The organism is Pseudoalteromonas piscicida, from assembly GCF_002744175.1.
GTDB lineage: Bacteria > Pseudomonadota > Gammaproteobacteria > Enterobacterales > Alteromonadaceae > Pseudoalteromonas > Pseudoalteromonas piscicida_B.
Map to the genome: position 1 here is coordinate 1 of NZ_NKHF01000027.1, position 20282 is coordinate 20282.

16 protein-coding genes are annotated in these 20282 nt (G+C 44.9%); 1 reads left to right on the plus strand and 15 read right to left on the minus strand.

Going from position 1 to position 20282, the window contains the following annotated elements:
- Positions 1 to 312: 312 nt before the first annotated feature.
- Positions 313 to 2283 carry a monovalent cation:proton antiporter-2 (CPA2) family protein gene (locus CEX98_RS06030; protein WP_099641209.1) on the minus strand — a complete coding sequence of 657 codons (1971 nt, stop codon included), beginning with the start codon at positions 2281 to 2283 and terminating at the stop codon, positions 313 to 315.
- Positions 2284 to 2436: 153 nt separating this feature from the next.
- Between CEX98_RS06030 and CEX98_RS06035 the strand changes: the two genes are divergently transcribed.
- Positions 2437 to 3333, plus strand: coding sequence for a GGDEF domain-containing protein (locus CEX98_RS06035; protein WP_099641210.1), 897 nt, complete (start codon positions 2437 to 2439; stop codon positions 3331 to 3333).
- A gap of 78 nt (positions 3334 to 3411) precedes the next feature.
- On the opposite strand, the gene CEX98_RS06040 is transcribed toward CEX98_RS06035, so the two are convergent.
- From CEX98_RS06040 to CEX98_RS06105, 14 genes are all read right to left on the minus strand, one after another.
- A complete protein-coding gene (locus CEX98_RS06040; protein WP_099641211.1) occupies positions 3412 to 3759 on the minus strand; it encodes a hypothetical protein in 348 nt (115 codons plus the stop codon).
- Entirely contained in the window at positions 3746 to 5053 is a 1308-nt protein-coding gene (gene tilS / locus CEX98_RS06045; RefSeq protein ID WP_099641212.1) for a tRNA lysidine(34) synthetase TilS, read from the minus strand. Before tilS ends, CEX98_RS06040 begins: the two co-directional genes overlap by 14 nt.
- Before the next feature lie 87 nt (positions 5054 to 5140).
- Positions 5141 to 6097, minus strand: a complete 957-nt coding sequence (gene accA, locus CEX98_RS06050) for an acetyl-CoA carboxylase carboxyl transferase subunit alpha (protein WP_099641213.1) — start codon at positions 6095 to 6097, stop codon at positions 5141 to 5143.
- Between the two features lie 16 nt (positions 6098 to 6113).
- Entirely contained in the window at positions 6114 to 9605 is a 3492-nt protein-coding gene (gene dnaE, locus CEX98_RS06055) for a DNA polymerase III subunit alpha (protein WP_099641214.1), read from the minus strand.
- Positions 9606 to 9607: 2 nt separating this feature from the next.
- Positions 9608 to 10201: a ribonuclease HII gene (gene rnhB, locus CEX98_RS06060; protein WP_099641215.1), complete on the minus strand. Its 594-nt coding sequence runs from the start codon at positions 10199 to 10201 to the stop codon at positions 9608 to 9610.
- Positions 10191 to 11345: a lipid-A-disaccharide synthase gene (gene lpxB, locus CEX98_RS06065; protein WP_099641216.1), complete on the minus strand. Its 1155-nt coding sequence runs from the start codon at positions 11343 to 11345 to the stop codon at positions 10191 to 10193. The genes rnhB and lpxB overlap by 11 nt, the downstream gene beginning before the upstream one ends.
- A gap of 72 nt (positions 11346 to 11417) precedes the next feature.
- Positions 11418 to 12191 carry an acyl-ACP--UDP-N-acetylglucosamine O-acyltransferase gene (lpxA, locus tag CEX98_RS06070; protein ID WP_099641217.1) on the minus strand — a complete coding sequence of 258 codons (774 nt, stop codon included), beginning with the start codon at positions 12189 to 12191 and terminating at the stop codon, positions 11418 to 11420.
- A complete protein-coding gene (fabZ, locus tag CEX98_RS06075) occupies positions 12191 to 12643 on the minus strand; it encodes a 3-hydroxyacyl-ACP dehydratase FabZ (protein WP_099641218.1) in 453 nt (150 codons plus the stop codon). The genes lpxA and fabZ overlap by 1 nt, the downstream gene beginning before the upstream one ends.
- A gap of 10 nt (positions 12644 to 12653) precedes the next feature.
- On the minus strand, positions 12654 to 13697 hold the full coding sequence (gene lpxD / locus CEX98_RS06080; RefSeq protein ID WP_099641219.1) for a UDP-3-O-(3-hydroxymyristoyl)glucosamine N-acyltransferase: 1044 nt from the start codon (positions 13695 to 13697) through the stop codon (positions 12654 to 12656).
- Positions 13697 to 14215: an OmpH family outer membrane protein gene (locus CEX98_RS06085; RefSeq protein ID WP_099641220.1), complete on the minus strand. Its 519-nt coding sequence runs from the start codon at positions 14213 to 14215 to the stop codon at positions 13697 to 13699. The genes lpxD and CEX98_RS06085 overlap by 1 nt, the downstream gene beginning before the upstream one ends.
- Before the next feature lie 11 nt (positions 14216 to 14226).
- Entirely contained in the window at positions 14227 to 16698 is a 2472-nt protein-coding gene (gene bamA, locus CEX98_RS06090) for an outer membrane protein assembly factor BamA (RefSeq protein WP_099641221.1), read from the minus strand.
- Positions 16699 to 16864: 166 nt separating this feature from the next.
- Positions 16865 to 18217 carry a sigma E protease regulator RseP gene (gene rseP / locus CEX98_RS06095; RefSeq protein WP_099641222.1) on the minus strand — a complete coding sequence of 451 codons (1353 nt, stop codon included), beginning with the start codon at positions 18215 to 18217 and terminating at the stop codon, positions 16865 to 16867.
- A gap of 2 nt (positions 18218 to 18219) precedes the next feature.
- A complete protein-coding gene (ispC, locus tag CEX98_RS06100; RefSeq protein ID WP_099641223.1) occupies positions 18220 to 19410 on the minus strand; it encodes a 1-deoxy-D-xylulose-5-phosphate reductoisomerase in 1191 nt (396 codons plus the stop codon).
- Entirely contained in the window at positions 19407 to 20273 is an 867-nt protein-coding gene (locus CEX98_RS06105; RefSeq protein ID WP_099641224.1) for a phosphatidate cytidylyltransferase, read from the minus strand. The genes ispC and CEX98_RS06105 overlap by 4 nt, the downstream gene beginning before the upstream one ends.
- Positions 20274 to 20282: the final 9 nt, after the last annotated feature.

A 20282-nucleotide genomic window follows, 5' to 3' on the forward strand; every position in this document is an offset into this window, starting at 1 on the left:
AAAAATCGCTGGATAAACCAGCTCCTACCTACTTTGTAGGAGGTGCTTTACGCACCGAGCTGTTGTCACCGATACAGAAAATAATCGCTGGATAAACCAGCTCCTACCAACTTTGTAGAAGGTGCTTTACACACCGAGCCGTTGTTACAGATACCGCAAAAAATCGCTGGGTAAACCAGCTCCTACCCTACCTTGTAGGAGGCGCTTTATGCGCCGAGCTGATGTTGTAGATACCACGAAAGATCGCTGGGTAAACCAGCTCCTACTCTACTTTGTAGGAGGCGCTTTATGCACCGAGCTGTTCCAGTTTTACTACGGCAGGCCATCGAGTAGGAATTGCTCCGCTCGCTCTACGCGACGGGGTTTACCTCTGAGCAATAACACGTCATTGACGCGTAAAATGGTTTGCTCATCAGGCTGCTCTATTTCTTCGCCATCTCGCCTAAGGGCGGTGATGTCGACTCGCTTAACATTCAGCTCAAGCTCGGCTATGGACTTGTTCACTGCAAATGCGTTGTCGGGTAATGCCAGTGCATGTAAATACTCTAGACGTTCGCCTTTTCCCTCATTGAGATCAGCGCTGTCGCCAGCAAAAAAGCCATGTAAGTAGGGGTAACGGTTTTCTCGTTCCTTACTCACACGGCGAAAAATCCTTCGCATGGGAACGCCTGACATATAGAGCACATGAGAAACCAACATCAGACTCGCTTCCAGCGATTCCGGCACCACCTCTGCCACGCCTAATGATTTCAATTGCTCCATATGGCTATCATCTTTCATACGCACTAAAATCTTTACTTCCTCGGTGCGACGACGAATGGCATCAACCACAACCTGCGTTTGCTCAAAATCATCAAAGGTAATAATCACCAGTCGCGCTTTATCGATATGTGCTGACTTTAATAGTGTCTTTTGTGCAGCATGGCCGAATAAAACTGGCTCACCAGCGGTTTGGGCATCTTGCACTATTTGTGGGTTACGCTCTATGGCAATGTAAGGAATGGCCTCTGGGCGTAAAAATCGCGCAATCGTTTGACCAACTCGAGCATAACCAAATATCACTACATGGTCTTTTAAATCAGAAACATTGTAGCCAGATGGCGCTTCCGGTTTCCAATCTTTTTCAATACCGAGAAGGTTCAAAATTTTTGCCGTTTTACCAATAAGGTAAGGAGTGAGTGCCATCGACAATACCCCTAAGGCAATAAGAAATGAGACGGCATTTTGATCTAACAGTTGATGGCGGCTCGCTAAGGCGAGTAATACAAAACCAAATTCCCCCATCTGCCATATCAGTATACCCGCACTCCAGGCATCGCGTTTTCGTTCACCCATTAACTGCGCAATACTTGCGATGATCAACACTTTAATCACAAGCACTGCGGCGAGTGCTGCAACAATATAAATAAACTGATTGAGTACATAAGGGATGTCGAGTTGCATGCCAACGGTGACAAAAAACAGCCCCATAAGAATATCTCTAAACGGCCGGATCTCCGCCTCAAGCTGGTGACGGTACTGACTTTCTCCAAGCATCATCCCAGCAAGAAAAGCACCCAGTGCCATTGATAAGCCAAATGAGTAGGTCAGTGCGCCTGCACATAAAGCAACAACCAAAGTAGACAGTACAAACAACTCATCCGTTCTAACCAGCGCTATCTCATTAAAAACTCTTGGTAGTAACCACTTACCAACAGCCCATAATACAAAACAAACAACCGCGCCTTTAGCAAAAGCAAAGAGTAATGCGGAGGCCAGCTCTGAATTGCTCGCTGATGACATCAATGGAAAGGCGATTAATAATGGCACCACTGCAATGTCTTGGAATAACAGTATGCCAATCCCGAGCTGACCATGGCGAGTATTGAGCATGCCCAGCTCTTTTAGTAGCTTCACCACTACAGCGGTAGACGAAAGCGCAATTAAGCTTGCGATCACAAAAGCAGCGGTCCAGTTGTATTGCATAAAACGCAACACTAACATACCAATAATTGTGGTGATGATGACTTGCAAGCTACCTAAACCGAATACCACATTGCGCATCGCCATGAGTTTTGGCACCGAAAATTCCAGTCCTAAACTAAACAGCAAAAACACAATGCCCAGCTCAGCCATAAAATGAATTTCATGACTATCGCTCATCCACCCTATCCCGTGGCTACCTGCAATAACGCCCGTTAGTAAATACGCCAAAATAGGCGGCAGCCCTATCCTCTTGAAGGACCAGACCAAGATCACGGCACATAATAGCAAGGCAAAAACTTGCGCGAAGATACTTTGCAATCGACCTCCTGAGCAAAAAAATTGACGGGAAAGTTAGGTGGATTTCTTTTTCTTTCCTTTAAATATAGCAAGCGTTTGTTTTTAAGCCAGTTTAAATTTTTGGCATAAAGTTCGCATATTAGTCATGTATTGTTGTATTAAGGGGGAAGAAATATGGAAAATGTCCATATTTTGACACAAAGACTGCCGACCAGAGGCGATTATTTGCCGTTCAATTCTGAGCAGTATAGTAGTCAACATGGCGAACAGTATGCTCGACTTGTCGATAAGCTACAGACCACACTCGACATCGAAGAGCTTCTTACTATTTATGCCGAGCATGTGGCTAAGATCTCAAAGGTTGCAGGGATACAATTCCACTGTAACTTGGGTGTCTTCCAGATGAAGAATTGCGATAGCCAATATCCGGCCAGTAGTTTCGACTTAGAGCTTGAACGAGAGCACTTAGGTCAGCTAGTGTATTTTAGCGAGTTTCCGTTTAGCGAGGCGATTAAATCAAAACTGCTCAGGTTACACGCTTGTCTTATTTATCCTATGCGTAACGCATTGATGTACACACGGGTGCTACAACTTGCGACTAAAGACTCATTAACGGGTTTGTATAATCGTAGTCAGTTTACCGACAACCTTGAAGAAAAGCTTGAACGTAGCCGTCGACAACACCGAAACTTTAGTTTAATGCTGCTAGATTTAGACAACTTTAAGCAAGTTAACGATGTTTATGGCCATAAAGCTGGTGACGAAGTCTTGATTGAATTTTCACGGATCCTACAATCTTCGACCCGCGCCACGGACTCGGTATTCAGGTTTGGTGGTGATGAATTCGCGATCCTAATAGATGATCCTGCATTTACGACCAACAAGGTTATCGCGGAAAGAATTATGGATACCGTTAGAAGCTCAACCATGCTAACAAAGTATACCGTCACAACCAGCATAGGCTTCACCTTAGCTTCAAGCCACGATAACGCAGACAACATCTTTGCCCGCGCCGACAGTGGGTTGTATCGAGCTAAAGCTGCTGGAAGAAACTGCGCTCGCGCAGTATAACCAACCCGCATTAATATCTGGTCAATTAAGCGAATTGGTATAAAACAACACCCTTCCCCTTATGCTCAGTGCTATTTGTTAGCGCTGAGCAGCTTTTCCAATGTATAGATACGCCATTAAGGCCAAGGCTGCACCATTAAAGAAACCATTTATTACCCATGCGAGCGCAAGGAAATCGGGTAATTGAGAGAATACCACCGCAAACATCGGCGAAAGCAAACCCAAAATGAAATATAGTCCACCTTTTCCATGCCAATAGAGTAATAAGAAAACAACACTTATCACCCCTGCGCTAGACGCAAACACTTGGTTCAGCCATACCACTTCACTAAATACAAACAACGCAGCAAACACAATTACGGTGAACACTACTGCAAAGGGTGATTTAGCCGCTAAACGCTGACCTATCTGTTTATTTTCCGTCATCTTTTACTACCCAAATAACGCCATTATCATCAGCATGCTCAGCACTTACAAATAGGCCATCCACAGCTACCGGGTCTTCATTGTAATAAACAACCGCAATATAATCACGCTCCCAACTGGGTATGTGACGGTCTTTTAGCCAATGTTTTATGCTGTTCGACCCCGGCTTCCCGTGGGGCTTTATTTTGTCGTTAAGTCGTCCATAGCGAATGCTCACCACCTCATCGCAATCAGGTAAACGACAGCCTTTTCCTGAAAGCTTTGCCACAGGGACGCTGAGCTCTGTGAGTTTACTATGGTCTTCAATCACAATATCACGCTTTTTGGTTTTGGCTGTCACCCAGTAAAGCGCACCTCGGTAAGACCTGATGGCACCATGCTTGAAGTCAATTTTTAACTGATTGTCCTGTCGGGATGTCAATGCTTGTAGCACCAATTGGTCAAGTTGCTTTTGACTGGGCATCTCTAGGCCCTGCTTTGCTAACCACCTTCTTATCACATTATCGCGACGAGCTGGCGAGAAAGCTCCAAGAGCGGCAATATCTAGCGCATGTTGGCGACAACACACAGCCAAGTCTTGCTCACTTATTTCATCAATAATGGCCTGTTGGCTTTGTAATATCTCGACCGTACGTAGTACGTTCCCAACTAAACCTGTAAAGCGCGACTTTAATAATGGGATCACCTGATTACGTAAAAAGTTACGGTCAAAGGCGTCGTCCTGATTTGATTCATCGGTAATATGTGCAAGATCATATTGCTTTGCAAACGCTTCAATCTCATCACGGCTGACCGATAATAACGGGCGAATGCAAAGTCGAGCAGAAGCAAGTTGGGTTTGTGGTTTCATGGCGCCAAGTCCAAGTAAACCAGCACCGCGTTTTAACCGCAGCAAAAAGGTTTCAACTTGGTCATCCGCATGTTGCCCAAGTACGATCGCGTATCCCTGCAAGGCAGCCTCATCCAGCGCCTGATAACGGGCTTCTCGAGCTTGAGCTTCTAAGCTTGTGCGAGCTTGACGAGTAATTGAAACTTGTTTAGCAACAAACGGGAGCTCAAGCGTGTCACAGAGCGACTGACAAAACTGCTGCCATCGATGCGCATTTTCCGACAAACCATGATTGACATAAACCGCTTGCAGGCCAACCTGATGCACAGCGGCATAACGATGACAAAGGTGCAGCAAGACCACGGAGTCAACGCCACCAGACAGCGCCACACAAAGTCCCTTTGCAGACGTATTTAGCTTTTGTAAACTACGCTCGGCCTGTTGATAGACTCGGTTATTGATCATGAATTTATACCTACACAATAAAAAACCGCTAAATAAGCGGCTTTTTATTTTACATTGGTTTACTTGCCAACACGAGCGCTGCGCGTATTAACAATAACCGAATGACATCAAACGCTTGTAGCGCTGATCTAACATATCTTCTGTGCTTAAGGCTTCAAGATCTGCAAGATCACGTTTAAGCTGCGCCTTGAGGTTTTTCGCCATCGCATCATAGTTGCGATGTGCCCCGCCAAGCGGCTCTTCAATAATATTATTGATAAGGTCTAGCTCTTTGACTCGAGATGCCGACACCCCCATCGCTTCTGCGGCAAGTGATGCTTTATCTGCACTCTTCCAAAGAATCGACGCACAGCCCTCTGGTGAAATTACTGAGTAGGTGCTGTATTGCAGCATGTTTACTCTGTCACCCACACCGATAGCAAGTGCACCACCAGAGCCACCTTCACCAATTACCGTACAAATGGTTGGCACTTTTAGCGCAGCCATTACTTTAAGGTTACGTGCAATCGCCTCACTTTGACCGCGCTCTTCAGCGCCTACACCTGGATAGGCTCCCGGTGTATCAATAAAGGTGATGATTGGCATTTTAAAGCGCTCTGCCATTTCCATTAAACGTAGCGCTTTACGGTAGCCTTCCGGTTTTGGCATACCAAAGTTACGTTTAATTTTTTCCGCAGTATCACGACCCTTTTGCTGACCGATAATCATCACAGGTTTGCCATCTAATCGGGCTACACCACCTAAAATAGCAGGGTCGTTAGCAAATGTGCGATCACCTGCAAATTCGTCGAACTCGGTAAAAATGCGTTCAATATAATCGCGAGTGTAAGGACGAAGTGGATGACGAGCTAGCTGCGACACTTGCCATGCACCTAGGCCATCGAAGATTTTTTTAGTCTGCTCGACGTTTTTGTCTTTGAGACGGCTGATCTCTTCCTCAAGGCTAAGATCTAAATCGCCCGAGCGGCTAACATTTTGTAATTCTTTGATCTTTGCTTCCAGTTCTGCAATTGGAAGTTCAAATTCAAGATAATTGAGGCTCATGCTCTAAACTACCTGTTTAGTTAAATTCTAATTCTAATTCCTGCGCCGCCAACAGTGATAAACGAGTTAGAAGCTCATCGCTGGGCGTCACACACCATTGTGTTCCTAATGTTAACTCTGCTAATGCATCAGGACGCTGATATTTAATAATTACTGGACAAGTTCCAAATTTATATGGTTCTAGCACTCTTTTGAAATTATCAAAGAAGTTCGCGTCAATTTGAGCCATATTTAGCGTCATTTTTATTGCACTAATCCGCTTTTCTCGCGCCTGAGCAATGGTAGAGACTTCTCTTGCGGTCATTGTAATGCCACCGGAGAAGTTATCAAAGCTGACCTGTCCAGATATTACCAAGATTTGGTTAATTTGCAGCAATTCTTGGTACATTTCAAACTGTTCAGGAAATAAGCGTACATCAATTCGGGCACTTTTGTCATCTAAAGTGATCAGTCCCCAACGCGCCCCTTTCTTGTTTATTAGGGTTCGTGCATTGATAACTAGTCCCGCTGCGGTTGCTACCGTATCACGATTACCGGGTTGTAAGTCAACTAGCTTGCCAGAGGTATAATACTTTAACTCTTTACGATACTGATTAATTGGGTGACCGGTTAAATATAGCCCTAAGGTTTCTTTTTCACCATTTAGCCACTCTTTATCGCTCAGTGGTGTGGCCTTAATAAAGGCCTGCTCCACTTCGTCGGGTTCAACGGCAAGTAGGCCAAATAGGTCACTTTGTCCGAGTGATTCTGCCTTGTGATGTTGCTCTGCCGACTTCATCGCGTCTTTTAAGCTTGCAAGTAGCGTGGCGCGCCCTGGCTGATCTTTTTCAGGGCCTAACTTATCTAGTGCACCAGCATAGATGAGCTTTTCAATCACCCGCTTGTTCAAGCGTTTTAAATCAACCCGAGCACAGAAGTCGAATAAGTCTTTAAACTCCCCACCTTGGGCACGAGCCTCTAGAATCGCCTCAACAGGGCCTTCACCTACGCCTTTTATTGCGCCAATGCCATATACAATCTCGCCTTGGCGGTTTACCGCAAACTTATAAACACCGGCGTTGACATCAGGCGGCAGTAGCGTCAACTTCATGTTTTCGCATTCATCTACCAAAGTGACTATTTTGTCGGTGTTATCCATATCCGCAGACATAACCGCAGCCATAAATTCGGCAGGGAAATGGGTCTTCATCCATAGCGTCTGGTACGACACTAGTGCGTAGGCTGCGGAGTGTGATTTGTTAAAGCCGTAACCTGCGAACTTCTCTACCAAGTCGAAGATTTTCATCGCCAGTTCGCCGTCGATGCCATTGTTTTTAGCACCATCTTCGAACGTGGCTCGCTGCTTCGCCATTTCTTCAGGTTTTTTCTTACCCATTGCACGACGAAGCAGGTCAGCGCCACCTAGGCTATAACCCGCAAGTACCTGCGCTATCTGCATGACCTGTTCTTGATAAAGGATGATCCCGTAGGTCGGCTCTAGGATCGGCTGCAGACTATCGTGCTGATACTGTGCATCGGGATAAGATACTTCCTCACGGCCATGCTTACGGTCGATAAAGTTATCTACCATCCCTGACTGTAGTGGACCTGGACGGAATAACGCAACCAGTGCGATCATGTCCTCAAAGCAGTCAGGCTTCAAACGACGAATAAGGTCTTTCATACCACGAGATTCCAACTGGAATACCGCAGTAGTTTTTGCATCGAGTAACAATCTAAAACTTGCAGGATCATCTAACGGAATGGCTGCGATATCCACCGGATCTCGATTTTCTCTACCGAGTCGTTCGTTGGCCATGTCGAGCGCCCACTGCAAAATAGTCAGTGTTCTCAAACCGAGGAAGTCAAACTTCACCAAACCAGCCGTTTCTACGTCGTTTTTGTCAAACTGGGTGACTGGGAATTTACCCTCTTCGTCACAGTACAATGCGGCAAAATCGGTAATGGTGGTTGGTGAAATAACCACCCCCCCTGCGTGCTTACCGGCGTTACGGGTACACCCTTCTAGAATACGGCACTTGTCGATTAATTCACGTACTTCTTCATCACCATCGTAAGCTTCTGGCAATCGCGGCTCAACATCAAACGCTTTGGCCAAAGTCATACCTGGGTCGCCAGGGACTAGCTTGGAGATCCGATCAACAAAACCATATGGGTGGCCGAGTACTCGACCTACATCCCGAATAACGGCTTTTGCTGCCATGGTTCCAAAGGTAATGATCTGCGATACCGCATCACGGCCATACAATTTAGCAACGTGATCGATTACCTCATCTCGTCTATCCATACAGAAGTCGACGTCAAAGTCAGGCATCGAGACACGTTCGGGGTTTAAGAATCGCTCGAATAGCAGATCGAACTCAAGAGGGTCCAGATCGGTGATCTTAAGCGCATATGCCACCAAAGAACCGGCACCGGAACCACGCCCAGGGCCAACAGGAATACCATTATCCTTACTCCACTGGATGAACTCCATTACGATTAAGAAGTAACCCGGGAAACCCATTTGGTTGATCACGTCGAGTTCAATCTGTAGACGCTCGTCGTACTCTTGGCGCTTTTCTTTTCGCTCTTCTTCATTGGGAAACAAGAATTGGAGACGTTCCTCAAGGCCATCTCTCGACACTTTTACCAAAAAGTCTTCGATGGCGAGGTCACCGGTTGGATAGTCCGGCAAAAAGTAAGTACCGAGCTGTACCGTTACATTACAGCGCTTGGCAATTTCTACCGTATTTTCTAAGGCCTCAGGAATATCACTGAAGAGATCCTGCATTTGCTCTGAGGTCTTTAAATATTGCTCTTTAGAAAAGCGTTTTGGCCTGTTTTTATCTTCTAAAGTGTAGCCATCATGAATTGCCACACGAATTTCGTGGGCATCAAAATCTTGTTCGTGTAAAAACACCACTTCATTGGTGGCAACAACTGGCAAGTTGCGCACGGTTGCAAGCTCTACGGCAGCATGAAGGTACTCTTCTTCTTGCGGCCGTGAAGTACGCTGAAGTTCAATATAAAAATGGTCACTAAAGTGCGTTTCATAAAACGCCAGCGTCTCTTCAATAAGCTTAGGGTTGCCTTTAAGGATGGCCTTGCCCAGATCCCCATCTTTTGCGCCGGAGACAATGATCAATCCCTCTTTGTATTTGGCTAACCACTCTTTATCTATTACTGGGCGATGAAACACGTGTCCGCGTAGATACGCATCGGAAATAAGCAAGGTAAGGTTTTTGTAGCCTTGATTGTTTTTGGCTAAAACTAAGATCCGACTCGGCTCATCCGGAAATTGCTCTGACTTCAACCAAAAGTCAGCACCGATAATAGGCTTGATCCCTGCCCCATGTGCACCGTCGTAAAAGCGCACTAAACCACATAAGTTCATTTGGTCGGTAATGGCAAGGGCTGGCATTTCAAGCTCTTGAGCCCTTGCGACAATGGGCTTGGTCTTAGCGAGACCATCCACCATGGAGAAGTCGCTGTGAACACGCAAATGGACAAACTGCGGGGCTGGCATGGTTACTCCTTCTCGGCCAAAATTCGTTGTACCGGTTTAAAGCTGGTACGGTGGTGAGGGGTAGCTCCATGTTCTGCTAAAGCGGCAAAGTGGGCTTTGGTTGGATAACCTTTGTGACCAGCAAAACCGTATTCTGGGTACTCGGCGTCCAATGCCAGCATTTCATTGTCACGGGTGACTTTTGCCAAGATAGAAGCCGCGCTTATCTCGGCAACTAAGCTATCGCCCTTGACTACAGGCGTAGCTGCAACATTCAACTGTGGTAGGCGATTACCATCTACAAAAACGTGTTGGGGCTGAATTGCCAACCCCTCAACCGCACGGGTCATCGCTAACATGGTTGCATGCAAAATGTTAAGCTCGTCAATTTCTGCAACAGATGCTCTTGCGATAAAGTAACAAAGTGCTTTTTCTTTGATTTCTTCTGCCAGCGCAATGCGTTTTTTCTCTGAGAGTTTTTTAGAGTCTGCTAAGCCTGCAATGGGTTTTGTGGGGTCTAAAATAACGGCCGCGGTTACTACGTCGCCCACAAGCGGGCCTCGCCCGACTTCGTCTACGCCTGCGATATACTGCACATCAGGACGTTCAATTTGCATCTATTAACTCCGCTACAGCCTGAGCCGCTTGTTTACTGGCATCAAGGCGAATGTTTTCATGTATTTCGTAAAATTTGTTCACCAGCTTGCTGTTATCGCCTTTAAGCATTGGGAAAAGCGCATCAGCGAGGGCGTCTGGGTTACACTCTGCCTGCAAAAACTCAGGCACTAATGGCGCATCGGCTAATAAGTTTGGCAAAGCAAAATACTTAATATTAAAAGTAAAGAAGGTATTAAAAATCCAATAGCTCTTTGGATTGAGCTTATAGCCGACAACCATCGGCTTTTTATACAACATCGCTTCTAACGTCGCTGTACCTGACGCTAATAACACAGTATCTGCTGCCTGCATCGCAAGCGCCGACTGACCATCTAACATGATAGGGTTTAGCTCTGGCGCAACCTCTTGCAGCGCTTCTAAAAACTGTGCTTTACGCTTTTCATTGACAAGTGGCACCACGATTTTTAACTCTGGGATCTTATCAACCAGTTTTTTTGCGGTGGCAAGGTAAGTACGGCTGAGTAAGCCCACTTCTGAACCACGACTACCTGGAAGCAAAGCAAGCACTGTATCATCAGGGGTTAAATTGAGTTGTGAACGGGCACCTATGGTATCTGGCTCTAGCGGGATCTCGTCTGCTAGCGTATGTCCCACAAATGTACAAGGGACTTCATGCTTATCATAAAAAGCTTTTTCGAATGGCAATAGGGACAACACCAGATTGGTCGCTTCGGCGATTTTGTGAATGCGCTTTTGACGCCACGCCCATACACTTGGGCTAACATATTGTATGGTTTTTATCCCTGCAGCTTTTAATGGTTTTTCAACACGTAGGTTAAAATCTGGTGCATCAATACCAATAAATACGTCGGGAGGATTATCAATGAAGTAGTTTACTAACTGCTTTTTAATTTTAAGCAATCGTGGCAACCTACCAAGTACCTCAACGAGTCCCATTACCGCAAGCTCGTCCATATCAAACAAACTTTTGCAGCCCGCTTGTTGCATTTTTGGCCCGCCGATCCCGACGAAGTTAGCATTGGGATAATGCAGTTTTAGTGCATTTATCAGGCCTGCGCCGAGTATATCTCCAGATAACTCCCCTGCGACCACGCCAATGGTGATATTTTTTTCGTTAGCCATTGTTATTATTCAGTATAAAAAAACGCCATACAAAGTGTATGGCGTAAGTATAACCTGTATTGCGGTTCAAGTTTAGCGGATCAAACCACGATTAGAAGTCGCAATAAAATCTATCATCTGCTGAACTGCATCGAACTTCGAAGCATCTTCTTGTAATGCTTCAAGTGCATCTTCCAAACGCAGCCCTTTACGGAATAGCGTTTTATAAGCGCGTCTCGTTGCCATAATTTCATCAGACTCAAAGCCACGACGCTTTAAACCTTCTGTATTAATCGCAACGGGTCTTGCAGGCGTGCCTGTAGTAGTTACAAATGGCGGCACATCTTGGTTAACCCCAGAATACATACCGACAAATGCGTGAGCACCTACTTTACAAAATTGATGCACACCAGAGTTACCCGCAAGGATAACCCAGTCACCAATATGCACATGCCCTGCCACACTAGCATTGTTAGCAAAGATAACATTACTACCAATCACAGCATCATGCGCTACGTGCGTATAGGCCATAAATAAGTTATTACTACCAATTCGAGTGATACCCTCATCTTGAATTGTGCCACGATGGATAGTCGCACATTCACGAATCACGTTATTATCACCAATAATTAGCTTGGTTGGTTCATCCTTGTACTTTTTATCTTGGCAGGCTTCCCCTACTGACGCGAATTGGAAAATATGGTTACCAGAACCAATCTCTGAAGGGCCTTTGATCACAACATGTGATTCGATTTTACAGTTGTCGCCAATGACTACATCACTGCCAATATAACTATAAGGACCGACTGAAACATTTTCGCCTAAACGCGCACCTGACTCGATAATTGCGGTAGGATGAATAGCCATTAGAACTCTCTTCTAGCACACATGATTTCAGCTGAACACACAATATTACCTTCTACCTTGGCTTCAGCGCTAAACTTCCAGATATTACGGCGTTCTTTTTCAAACTTAACGTGTAAATGCATCGTATCACCTGGTAAAACAGGCTGCTTAAAACGTGCATTATCAATCGCTGCAAACAAGTATAGTTCATTTTCACTGCGATTTTCGACCGTTTTAAAACCAAGTAACCCTGTCGCCTGTGCCATTGCTTCTAGGATCAATACACCTGGGAAGATTGGCTGTTCAGGGAAGTGACCTGTAAATATTGGTTCATTTATCGTCACGTTTTTAATCGCGTGAAGATGCTCACCTGGCTTATAATCTACTACTTTGTCGACAAGCAACATTGGGTAGCGGTGTGGAAGAAGTTTTAAAATCTCTTGGATATCAAAGCTGTTTAATTCGTTAGCCAAAATAGCTTCCTTATTCTACATCAGTATCTTTAAGTGTTGCCGTAAGCACTTCTAAGGCTTTTAAGCGCGACTTAAAGTCAGATAAATTGCGTAAGTGTGCGATAGACTTACGCCACTCTTTATTCGTTTGGTGTGGCAAACCAGAAGAGTAGATCCCCGGTTCGGTAATACCTTTGGTAACCATGCTCATACCGGTGATAACAACACCATCACAGATTTCGTTGTGACCGTTAATCGCTGTCATTCCACCAATCTGACAATACTTGCCAATTTTAACACTGCCCGCTAACACAGTGCAGCCAGCAATTGCAGTACCGTACCCAACCTCAACATTGTGAGCAATTTGGATCTGGTTATCTAAAATAACATTGCTGTGAATAATGGTGTCTTCAAGGGCACCTCGGTCGATAGAAGTACTCGCGCCCACTTCAACACGGTCACCAATAATTACTGTGCCAACCTGTGGGATCTTCACCCACTCGCCTTTTTCGTTCGCGTAGCCAAAACCATCGCTCCCGATCACTGCGCCAGACTGAAATAAGCATTGCTCTCCAATCTGCACCTCATGATAGACGGTAACGTTTGCCCAGAGTTTAGTATTTGCGCCTATTTTGGCATGTTTCCCAACGAAACAGCCGGGCCCTATCTCAACGCCATCGCCAATTACGGCACCATCTTCTACAACTGCATTCGCGCCGACACTCACGTCTTTGCCAAGTACTGCTGTTTCAGAAATAACCGCAGTTTTATGAACTCCAGATGCTGCGCTAGGCGTAGAATCAAGCTTCTGTGCCAACTTTGCATAAGCAACGTAAGGATCTGCGATGATGAGTTTATTACCAGAAAAGAAGTCCGCGTCCTTTTCACTTAAGATCACGGCACCCGCGGTCGTGCTGTCAAGCTGACCACGGTATTTGCTGTTGGCTAAAAAGGCGATTTGGTCGTCTTTAGCCATTGCAAGGGTGGCAATATTCCGAATAGGTTTATCGCCATCACCTTGAAGCTGAGCACCTAAAAACTCAGCCAGTTGAGATAAGGTGTAAAGTTTTGTCATTACTTATTGCTAACCGCTTTTACCACTTCATCAGAAAGGTCGGCTACTTTATCAGGATTAAAGTAAATTGTCGTATCTTTTACTTTAACCTCGTCAAACTTACCTTTTTTAGCAACAGACTCAATCGCATCTACGATTAGTTTCTGTACTTTAGCAAGCTCTTGGTTTTGACGTACTTTGATTTCTTGTTCTAAAGGACGACCTTTTTCTGCAAGTGTCTTTTGCATACCTTGAATTTTTTCACGTAGCGCTTCTTTTTGTTCTTCGCTCATCGTGGTTGATTCACGCTTGAACTTTTCAGCTTCAAAACGAATGTCGCCTTGAATTTTTTCTAGCTCTTGACGGCGCTCAGCAAACTCAGCTTGAAGTGTTTGCTCAATTTTCGCCATTTGTGGGATTTGCTTATACACTTCTTGCATATCGACAATACCCACTTTATGTGCAAGTGCGCTACCTGAAGCACCCATCATTAGTGCAGCTGTCATGGCTAGTGTTGATGATTTAATAAATTTTTTCACAATAAAACTCCTTAGAATGTATTACTGATATTGAAGCTGATCGTCTTCGTATCGTCTTCTTCTTCTTTTTTGAGTGGGTAAGCGAAACTGATCAGCATTGGACCCATCGGTGAGATCCACTGAATCGATAAACCCGTCGATACTCTGAACCTAGTTGGATCAGAGAAATCAGATAGTAACTTGTACTGATCTTCTGTTAAGTTGTTGTAGCGATCTACATCAAACTCAGTATCCCAAACGTTCGCTGCGTCAACGAAGAAGCTGGTTCTTACAGAACTTGTATTTTCCTCATCTAGGAATGGAGTCGGTACGATTAGCTCAAGGCCAGCAAGCGCTTTAGCGTTACCACCAATACGACCACCTAGAGAGAGTGTGTCAAACTCAGGGTCAGCTACAATACAACTACCCGCTGTACCATCTGGTTCTGGTGTGCCTGGAAGACACTTAGGTGAACGCTGTACCGCTCTCGGTAGAATGGTATTACGATCAAAACCACGTAACTCTTGCTCTGAGATACGGAAGAACTCTTGGAATGGCAGTACCTGCTCAAAACCATTTGTTTCCCCATAACCATTACCATAACCTAAGCCTGCTCTTGCAGAGAATACCCAGCGATGGTCATTACTGATCGGCCAGTAGAAACGCGAATCATAATTAATTTTGAAAAAGTTCAAATCTGAGTTTGGCGTTGTCACGCTAAGGTTTAAAGTTTGACGAGAACCCGCTGTTGGGAACATACCACGGTTAACCGTAACTCGAGACCAACCTGCACTTAATTCATACTTAGTAAAGTCGTAATCAGAACTTGGGTCACTTTCATTAAAAAAGCTTTCACGTAGCACACGAGTCTGCTCAAAGTTTGAGATTTGTGACAGACTTTCTTCTATCCAACGAATACCAAAGTTAACACGGTTAATTGCATTAATTGGGAATCCAAAGTTAGTACCGATACCATAGCTCGTTGATTTATAGTCAACAATACCAAATTCGCTGGCATCAAATTTACTAAAGAAGACGCTACTGCCCTGAGAGACACCATCTGGAGTAAAGTAAGGATCTGTATACGAGACACTGTAGCGCTCTGAACCACGTGACGTATTAATATTAAATGCCACCTGATTACCAGAGCCGAGGAAGTTTGATTCACTCACGCCGATATTAAATTGCAGACCCGCATAAGAACCGTATGCAACCCCAGCTTGGAAGCTACCTGCTGGTTGCTCTTTCACTGTAAAGTCTACGTCTACTTGGTCTTCAACACCTGGGATTGGATTGACTTCAAATTCTACCGATTCCATATAAGGCAAACGTTGAATTTGTAACTTAGAGCGTTCAAGGTTTTGGTTTGAGAGCCATGCACCTTCTAACTGTGTCATTTCACGACGAAGTACTTCATCGGCTGTGTTTTGGTTTCCGTTCACCACGATACGGCGCACGTACACGCGTTTACCTGGTTCAACGGATAACGTCAGCTGAACTTCTTTGTTTTCATCGTCAATTTCCGGCACGGTGCGAACTTCAGCGTTTGCATAACCGAACCTTGCTAGATAGCTTTTAATAAAGTCTTCAGTCGCCGTTACTACAGAGCCGTTGTAAAGCTCACCAGCGCGTAGTGGTACAATTTCTTTAATCAGGTCTTCACGGCCTAGCAAGTCACCAATAAAGTCAAACCCTTTAACGGTGTACTTTTCACCTTCGGTAATGTTTGCCGTAACATAAACAGATTCGCGCTCAGGGCTAACTGAAACCTGAGTAGAATCGATATTAAAACGCAAATAACCACGGTCTAAGTAAAAACTGCGGATCTTCTCTAAATCGCCTTCGATGGTTTGTTTCTGATAACGGTCATTCGAAAGAAAACGCCACCAAGGTAAGTCTTGCTGAGATTCAACCAAACTTAACAATTCTTCATCTGAGAACAGCTCGTTTCCGACTAGGTTGATTTGGCGTACAGAAGCGGCGTCGCCTTCATCAAACTCTAGCATTAACTTAACGCGGTTACGAGGCAGCTCAACAATACTTACCTCTACTTTTGCGTTGTACTTACCAATACTGTGGAAGAACTCTGTTAAGCCTTTCTCGATGCTATCTAGTACCGTTTTATCGAGCGGCTCACCTTGACGAATATTTTGTTGCTCTAAGCTTTCGTTGAGTTGCTCATCTTTTATGTCTTTATTTCCGTCAAACTCAATCGAGCTGATTGTTGGACGTTCCTTGACCTTAAAGATAATCTGATTACCATCACGAAATACTGCGATGTTGTCAAAGTGACCTGACTTGTACAGCGCCTTGATAGTGCGTGAAATTGTAAACTGATCAATATTGTCACCAACGTTGATCGGAATATGTGTCAATGCAGCACCAAGTGCAACGCGCTGCAGCCCTTCTACTTTCAAATCTTCTACGATAAAGGAGTTTTGCCCTAAGGCAGCAAAACTAGCGCCCAGTAAACTGGTTACTGCAATGTGTTTTTTTATAGGCATTTTATTATCTTTATCCTTTACAACAATTTTGGCGCGATACGCTAAGGCCCATTACATCACAACATTCAAACGTTACAGCTTGTGCATTGTGTTATCGGTTGTATGTTTGAACAATACTGCAAACATTTAAACTGTATATAATTTGCGCTTTATAGCACCGCACGGCTTAAAGCCGAGAAACGTCATTAAATAGTGCAAAAAATGTTAAGGCAAGAAGAAGCGCTGCTCCAATCTTAAACCCAAACTCTTGTGTCTTTTCAGAGACTGGTTTTCTGCGAATTAGTTCAATTAAGTAATACATTAAATGCCCACCATCTAAGACAGGGAGCGGTAATAAGTTAAAAACTCCTAGATTCACGCTGATAAGCGCCAAGAAGCCTAAAAATGCAACTAATCCGTAACTAACACTATTTCCAGCACTTACTGCGATCCCAACTGGGCCACTTAGATTTTTTACCGAAACTTGACCCGTTAGTAAGTTGCCAATCATATCAAAACTGAGGGCAATCAAGTCATAGGTTTTACGAGTGCCAAGCACCATACTATCTAGGATGCCGTATTGTCTAGTTTCAATGTAGCCATTTGGCCACTTTTCCATCACAGGCACAACACCAAGGTAACCTTGCACGATCCCTTCTGCTGATTTTTTCGCCTGTGGTGTCACGATTAATGTTTGCTGACGGCCTGCTCGCTCAATATCTAATGTAATATCTTGATTGGCTGACTTTTGTACTCGGCTGACGAATGCTTCCCAAGACGTTAGTTTTTCGCCATTTAATGCCACTAAGATGTCCTGGACCTGTAGGCCTGCTTTGTCTGCAGCGGCTCCCTCTTCGATATAACCTAACTGCAATGTCAGACGGGGACGATATGGCGTAATGCCCACCGACGTTAATGGTGCTTCGTCTTGTTTTTCTAGTTTCCACTCACTTAGCCTTAACGTACGTACAGCAAGGCTGCCCTTTTCATCTTGTACCTTTGCCACTAAAGTAGGCTCACCTAAGTGCGCCATTAATTCGAAAGTAACGTCCTGCCACGAATGCACAACTTCATCGTTCAAGGCAATAATGTGATCGCCCGCTTTAAAGCCTGCACCGGCTGCTATACTAGCTGGTTTCACTTCACCTACAACAGGCTTAGCTGACTGTACACCAACCATATACATAGCGGCTAAGGCTACGATAGCAAATAAGAAATTAGCGATGGGACCTGCCGCTACAACGGCAATGCGAGATAATACGGGTTTGTTATTAAAAGCTAGATGACGCTCTTGCTCCGGCACGTCATCTACGCGCTCATCGAGCATTTTCACATAGCCACCAAGTGGAATGGCAGCGATTACATATTCGGTTTGGTGTTTATCGTACCATTTCACCAGCGGCTTTCCAAAGCCGATAGAAAATCGTAATACTTTAACACCGGCTTTTCTGGCAACCCAAAAATGGCCATATTCATGAACGGTAACTAAAATTCCCAGAGCAAAAATAAATGAACCTAAGTGCCAGAAAAATTCAAACATAGTTACCTCAATGTTTCGATGATTTGCTGTGCTCGACGCCGTGCCGCGCGGTCTGTTTCCATTATAGACTCAACGGATTCTAATACGCCAAGTGCACTTTGCTCAAGTGTTAAAGCATTAACTCGATAAATATCACAAAACCCGATCCGTCCGTCTAAGAACGCAGCAACGGCGATTTCGTTCGCGGCATTCACCGTCGTTGTCGCTGCTTGCCCGCTGCGACAGGCATCAATCGCCAATTTTAAATTGGGATAGCGGTTAAAGTCAGGCTTGGTAAAGGTAAAGTCAACGATTTGAGAAAAGTCTAATGGCGCGACCCCCGCATCAATACGATTTGGATATGCTAATCCGTATGCTATGGGCGTGCGCATGTCAGGTTGCCCCATTTGCGCGAGCACTGAGCCGTCACGATACTGTACCATCGAATGGATCATGCTTTGAGGGTGGATAACGACTTCAATATCGTCCGCATCACAGTGGAATAACCATTTTGCTTCGATAAACTCCAACCCCTTGTTCATCATCGTCGCTGAATCGACGGAGATTTTTCTTCCCATAGACCAGTTTGGATGTGCCACAGCTTCTTCTACAGTTACCGCTGCTAGGGTTTCCAGTGGACGATTTAAAAACGGACCGCCGGAGCCTGTGAGCAAAATTTTGCTCACACCACTGTCAATCAGTTGAGTTGATTCACCGCGCTGAATAGTACTCGGTAAGCATTGATAAATTGCGTTGTGCTCACTGTCGATAGGTAAGAGTGTTGCGCCATGCGTTTTTACTTTGTCCATGAATAGCTGACCACTCATGACCAGAGATTCTTTGTTGGCGAGCAATACTTTTTTGCCTGCTTCTACCGCAGCTAGCGTTGGGAGCAACCCAGCAGCTCCAACAATCGCCGACATTACGATATCTACATCAATATGACGAGCCATCTCAGCCATTGCATCAACGCCGCTAAGGACTTCAGTTGTGGTATTAGACAAATGTTGAGAAAGTTGCTTAGCTGCAGCCTCAGAGCTCATAACCGCATATTTAGGTTGATGGGCGACACAAAGCTCCGCCATCTTTTCTGCATTTTGCCCAGCAATAAGTGCAAAAACACGATATTGCTCTTCATTGCGACTGACAACATCTAAGGTTGATAGTCCGATAGAGCCTGTTGCTCCAAGTACTACCAAGTTTTGCTGGCTCATAGCACAACCGTCCAAGCGTAGCAAAATGCAAAAATAGGCGCTGCTGCGGTTAGGCTATCGATGCGATCTAAAATCCCACCATGCCCCGGCAAACAACGACCTGAATCTTTTAAACCAACTTCACGTTTAAACATGCTTTCTAGCAAATCACCTACTGCCGAAAACAATGCAATGACCACTGTCATTGCTGAATATACTGGCCACATATTTATGTCAATCGCGGCAAAGTGGCAAAATATCAGCACAAAAATAACGGCAGTGATAACACCACCAACAAGCCCTTCAATCGTCTTATTAGGGCTCACTTTGGGCATTAACTTGTGTTTACCTAAATTTTTACCAGCGAAATAAGCTCCAATGTCAGCACTCCACACAATTCCCAGTACAACCATGATTAACACCGAGCCAATATGCTCACCGTCTTCATAGCCGGCACTACGCATTACGTTTAACGCCAGCCAAAGCGGTATAAGCGTTAAAACGCCAGCAATTGACCGCATCATAATACCTTCATTCCAAGCTCTTGCTGCCCGCGGATACTTAACAACTAGGAAAGTTGCAACTAACCACCACGCAAAGGCAAGTGTGAAAACATAGTTTGCATCTGCTACCAAACGACCTTGTTGCCATAAATCTTGGATTGGCCAGTGGGTGTTCAATAATAATATCAATACCGCCATTACACCCACAAAGGTGAAGCGTTGCCTTTTTTGACATAGGCCAGCAAGTGCCGACCACTCCCATGCACCAAGTAAAACAATTAGTGCTGCAATGGTACTAAACATTGCAAGTGGTGTATAAAACACCAAAAGTAGTGCCAAAGGTGCAAGCACCGCTGACGTTAGAATACGTTGTTTTAACAAATTTGAACC

Bases quoted from the DNA above. Each gene is read 5' to 3' on its own strand.
- CEX98_RS06035 (WP_099641210.1), top strand. From the start codon at position 2,437: ATGGAAAATGTCCATATTTTGACACAAAGACTGCCGACCAGAGGCGAT.
- CEX98_RS06040 (WP_099641211.1), bottom strand. From the start codon at position 3,759: ATGACGGAAAATAAACAGATAGGTCAGCGTTTAGCGGCTAAATCACCC.
- tilS (WP_099641212.1), bottom strand. From the start codon at position 5,053: ATGATCAATAACCGAGTCTATCAACAGGCCGAGCGTAGTTTACAAAAG.
- accA (WP_099641213.1), bottom strand. From the start codon at position 6,097: ATGAGCCTCAATTATCTTGAATTTGAACTTCCAATTGCAGAACTGGAA.
- dnaE (WP_099641214.1), bottom strand. From the start codon at position 9,605: ATGCCAGCCCCGCAGTTTGTCCATTTGCGTGTTCACAGCGACTTCTCC.
- rnhB (WP_099641215.1), bottom strand. From the start codon at position 10,201: ATGCAAATTGAACGTCCTGATGTGCAGTATATCGCAGGCGTAGACGAA.
- lpxB (WP_099641216.1), bottom strand. From the start codon at position 11,345: ATGGCTAACGAAAAAAATATCACCATTGGCGTGGTCGCAGGGGAGTTA.
- lpxA (WP_099641217.1), bottom strand. From the start codon at position 12,191: ATGGCTATTCATCCTACCGCAATTATCGAGTCAGGTGCGCGTTTAGGC.
- lpxD (WP_099641219.1), bottom strand. From the start codon at position 13,697: ATGACAAAACTTTACACCTTATCTCAACTGGCTGAGTTTTTAGGTGCT.
- bamA (WP_099641221.1), bottom strand. From the start codon at position 16,698: ATGCCTATAAAAAAACACATTGCAGTAACCAGTTTACTGGGCGCTAGT.
- rseP (WP_099641222.1), bottom strand. From the start codon at position 18,217: ATGTTTGAATTTTTCTGGCACTTAGGTTCATTTATTTTTGCTCTGGGA.
- ispC (WP_099641223.1), bottom strand. From the start codon at position 19,410: ATGAGCCAGCAAAACTTGGTAGTACTTGGAGCAACAGGCTCTATCGGA.